Genomic DNA, 4,092 nt, shown 5'->3' on the forward strand with positions numbered 1-4,092 from the left:
GCTCAGCGACCCAGCAAGAGGGGGCCCGACGGCTGGAGGGCTGAGCGGCTCCGCGGCTCGGCGGCCCCCACGGCTTGGCGCCGGCGGCTCGGCGAATCGACGGGTGGGCGGCTCAGCGGGACCGTGCCCCGGCAGGACGGCGGCTCAGCAACTCTGGGCGCCCCGACAACTCGGCGCCCTGGCGACCCGACGGCTGGGCGAACCAGCAGCACGGCGGCCCGACGGCTCGGTGGCTGGACGGCTGAGCGGCTCGGCGGCCGCCACGGCTTGGCGCCGGCGGCTCGGCGAATCGACGGGTGGGCGGCTCAGCGGGACCGTGCCCCGGCAGGACGGCGGCTCGGCAACTCTGAGCGGCCCGACGACTCGGTGCCTCGGCGAAGCGACGGCTTGGGCGATCCGGCAGCGCGGCGGCCCGACGGCTCAGCGGCACCGTGAACCGACAACACGGTGGCGCGGCGACCCGGCGGCCCGGTACGACTGGGCGGCTCCACGGCTCGACGGCTCAGCGACCCGATAAAAGGGCGGCCTGACGGCTGGAGCGACCCGAGGCCCGACGGTTAGGCGACCCGGTAACACGGTGGCTCGGTGACTGGGCAGCCCGGCACCACGGCGGCCCGATGACTTGGCGGCCCAGCGGCTCAGCGGCTGGTGCGCCTCGTTCTGTTTCGGTGGGTCAGCGGGGCTGGTGTTCGTGCGGCACATGAACCGGCCTCCCGGGTGCGTGGGGCGCCCGGGAGGCCGAAGTCACTGGTCGCTCGGCGGGGACGTCAGTGGTTGAGGCCGAGGTTGCCGAAGGCGGGGTTCAGCACACCGATGACGTTCACGCTGTTGCCGACCGCGTTCACCGGGACGTGCACCGGGGCCTGGACGAGGTTGCCCGAGACGACGCCGGGCGAGCCCACGGCCTTGCCGTCGGCGTGCGACCCGTCGGTGGCGGAGGCCATACCGGCACCGGCGGCGATCAGCCCGCCGGCCACCATCGTCACGGCCGCTGCCTTCTTCAGGTTCTTCACTTCTAAGCCCTCCTAGCGATTGCCGCGGCAGTCGCCGCAGCACGCACTGGAGAACGGCGGGCCCCCGAGAAGGATGCGCCATTCGGGGGACATTCCCACGACGGTATGAATCTCACTCCGGAGCGGAACCCTCCGTATTGCCGTCCGCCCCCGGGATCAACCGGCTACTCCATGACGAACCGCCCACAACGCCGCCTGTGTGCGGTCCGCCAGGTCGAGTTTCATCAGGATGTTCGAGACGTGTGTCTTGACGGTCTTCTCGGAGAGGACCAGCGCGCGGGCGATCTCCCGGTTGGAGCGGCCGTCCGCGATCAGCCCGAGCACCTCGCGCTCCCGCTCGGTGAGCGAACCGCCTCTGCCCTGGCCGTAGTTGCTCTCCTCCTGGGACAACAGGGCACCCGCGACCTCGGGTTGGAGCAGGATGTGCCCGGCGTGTACGGAGCGGATGGCGCCGGCCAGGGCGTCGGGGTCGACGTCCTTGTAGACGTAGCCGGCGGCGCCCGCGCGCAGGGCCGGGACCACCGTGCGCTGCTCGGTGAAGCTGGTGACGATCAGCACGCGCGCGGGGTTGTTCAGCTCGCGGAGCTTGCGCAGGGCGTCGATGCCGTCCATGCCCGGCATCTTGACGTCCATGAGGACGATGTCGGGCTTCAGTTCCTCCGCGCGCTCGACGCCCTCCGCGCCGTCGGCGGCCTCGCCCACGACCTCTATGTCGTCCTGCACTTCGAGGAAGGTGCGCAGTCCCCGGCGGACGACCTGGTGGTCGTCGACGAGCAGGACCTTGATCGCGTCAGCCACCGGGGACCTCCATCTCGATCGTGGTGCCCTTGCCGGGCGCCGATTCCACGGTCAGCGTGCCGCCGACCCCGCTGGTGCGGTCCCGCATGGAGACCAGGCCGAGGTGGCGGCCCGCACGGCGGACCGTCCTCGGTTCGAAGCCGCTGCCGTCGTCCGTGACGCGCAGGACGGCTCCGCAGCCGCGCCGGTCCAGGGTCACGTCGACATGGGCGGCTCCGGAGTGCCGCAGCGCGTTGTGCAGGGCCTCCTGGGCGACGCGGAGCACGGCCTCCTCCTGGGCGGCCGGCAGGGCGCGGAAGTTGCGGGCGGCGAAGGTCACGCGCGCGGTGTGGGCGCGGTCCAGGACCTGGATCTGGGTGCGCAGGGTGGCGGTCAGGCCGTCCTCGTCCAGAGCGGCCGGGCGCAACTCGACAACTGCGGCGCGCAGTTCGTCGGCGGCTTCGGCCGCCAGCACGGCCACCTGGTGCAGTTCGTCCTTGGCGCGGGACGGGTCGCGGTCGACGAGGGCGGCGGCTGCCTGGGCGGTCAGGCGCAGGGAGAACAGCTTCTGGCTGACCGCGTCGTGCAGTTCGTGGGCGAGGCGGGAGCGCTCCTCTGCGATGGTCAGCTCGCGGCTGCGTTCGTAGAGGCGGGCGTTGGTCAGGGCGATGGCGGCGTGCTGGGCGAGGATCGAGAGGAGTTCCTCGTCCTCCTCGGTGAAGCCGCAGCCGCCCTCGGGCTTCTCGCAGTTCTTGTTGGCGAGGAAGAGCGCGCCGATGACCTCGTCGCCGTCGCGGATGGGCAGGCCCAGGAAGTCGACCATGTCGGGGTGGGCGGACGGCCAGCCCTCGAAGCGGGGGTCCTTGCGGACGTCGGCGAGCCGCTCGGGCGTGGCCTCGTGGAGCATCGCGGCGAGGATGCCGTGCTGGCGCGGGAGCGGGCCGATGGCCTTCCACTGGGCGTCGCTGATGCCGTCGACCACGAACTGGGCGAAGCCGCCGTGGTCGTCCGGGACGCCGAGGGCCGCGTACTGCGCGTCGAGCAGCTCGCGGGCGGAGGCGACGATCGTCTTGAGGACGTCGCGCACCTCCAGGTGCCTGCTCATGGCCAGCAGCGCGGAGCTCACCGCGGCGAGGCCGGACCGGGGGCCTTGACTCATGCCCTCAGAGTACGGGCGGGGTGTGACAGTGCGGATCGGACCTGTGACGGCCCCGGGCTGGGGCGAACGACCTAGGGCGAAGGGCCTCGCCGTCCTGCGTCCCGCGTCCGAGGCGGCCGGGACCGACCCGTTCCTACGTTGGCCGCACGCCCGTCAGGAGGCGTGGGGAACGAGGGGACGGATGTCATGCCGGTAGCGATCATCACGGGGGCATCGAAGGGTCTGGGGCGGGCGCTCGCCGAGGCGCTGGCCGCGCGGGGCTGGGACCTGGTGCTCGACGCGAGGACCGCGGAGGTCCTGCGGGAGACGGCGGCCGAGCTCGCCGTGCGCGGGGGACGGGTGACGGCACTGCCCGGGGACGTCACGGACCCGGCGCACCGCTCCGAGCTGGTGGCGGCGGCCCGGGAGCTCGGCGGTGTCGATCTGCTCGTGAACAACGCGAGCGCGCTGGGTGCCGAGCCGCTGGCGCGTCTGGAAGCCCTGCCGCCGGACGGGCTGCGCCGCGCGCTGGAGGTGAACGTCGTGGCCGCGCTGGGCCTGGTCCAGGAGGCGCTGCCGCTGCTGCGGGCCTCGGAGGCCGCAACGGTGATCGCGGTCAGCTCGGACGCCGCCGCCGAGGCGTACGAGACGTGGGGCGGCTACGGGGCCTCCAAGGCCGCCCTGGACCACCTCGCGGCGGTACTGGGCGAGGAGGAGCCGTGGCTGCGGGTGTGGGCCGTGGACCCCGGGGACATGGCGACCGACCTGTACGCGGCGGCCGTACCGGACGACGGGGACCCGCGGCCGGAGCCGGCGAGTGTGGTGCCGGCGTTCTTGCGGCTGCTGGACGAGCGGCCGGTGAGCGGGCGGTACGGGGCTCCCTCGCTGCTGGAGGGGCGATGACCCTCGCGATGGGGGTCCCCCCGCGTGAGCCCGTTCGAAAGTGGGGGAGCGTACCGGAGGAGCTGTCGGCGCGGGTGCCCGCCGAGCAGCGCGGGCCGGGGCTCGACCGGGACGCCGTACGCCTGCTGGTGTCGCGGGGGACCGCGGTGTCGCACCACTCCTTCCGGGAGCTGCCCCGTTTGCTGCGGGCCGGGGACCTGCTCGTCGTGAACACCTCCCCCACGCTGGCGGCGGCCGTCGACGGCCGCCGCCAGCGTGGGG

General features: G+C 73.4%; 4 protein-coding genes and 1 pseudogene. 2 read left to right on the forward strand and 3 right to left on the reverse strand.

The annotated features are described in order from the left end of the window. Positions 1 to 767: 767 nt before the first annotated feature. The 3 genes from chpE to EHS43_RS39275 form a co-directional block, all read right to left on the reverse strand. A complete protein-coding gene (chpE, locus tag EHS43_RS39265; protein WP_020121316.1) occupies positions 768 to 1,013 on the reverse strand; it encodes a chaplin ChpE in 246 nt (81 codons plus the stop codon). 156 nt (positions 1,014 to 1,169) lie between these two features. Next, positions 1,170 to 1,811, reverse strand: a complete 642-nt coding sequence (locus EHS43_RS39270) for a response regulator transcription factor (RefSeq protein WP_125195353.1) — start codon at positions 1,809 to 1,811, stop codon at positions 1,170 to 1,172. Next, positions 1,804 to 2,949 carry a GAF domain-containing sensor histidine kinase gene (locus EHS43_RS39275; protein WP_125195354.1) on the reverse strand — a complete coding sequence of 382 codons (1,146 nt, stop codon included), beginning with the start codon at positions 2,947 to 2,949 and terminating at the stop codon, positions 1,804 to 1,806. Before EHS43_RS39275 ends, EHS43_RS39270 begins: the two co-directional genes overlap by 8 nt. A 186-nt stretch (positions 2,950 to 3,135) precedes the next feature. Between EHS43_RS39275 and EHS43_RS39280 the strand changes: the two genes are divergently transcribed. Both EHS43_RS39280 and EHS43_RS48865 read left to right on the forward strand, forming a co-directional pair. Further along, positions 3,136 to 3,831, forward strand: coding sequence for an SDR family oxidoreductase (locus EHS43_RS39280; protein WP_125195355.1), 696 nt, complete (start codon positions 3,136 to 3,138; stop codon positions 3,829 to 3,831). Positions 3,832 to 3,881: 50 nt separating this feature from the next. Continuing rightward, positions 3,882 to 4,092 (forward strand): annotated as a pseudogene (locus EHS43_RS48865) (S-adenosylmethionine:tRNA ribosyltransferase-isomerase); the annotation flags it as partial.

The sequence above is a fragment of the Streptomyces sp. RP5T genome (genome assembly GCF_003933965.1).
GTDB lineage: Bacteria > Actinomycetota > Actinomycetes > Streptomycetales > Streptomycetaceae > Streptomyces.

Bases quoted from the DNA above. Each gene is read 5' to 3' on its own strand.
- EHS43_RS39275 (WP_125195354.1), bottom strand. From the start codon at position 2,949: ATGAGTCAAGGCCCCCGGTCCGGCCTCGCCGCGGTGAGCTCCGCGCTG.
- EHS43_RS39280 (WP_125195355.1), top strand. From the start codon at position 3,136: ATGCCGGTAGCGATCATCACGGGGGCATCGAAGGGTCTGGGGCGGGCG.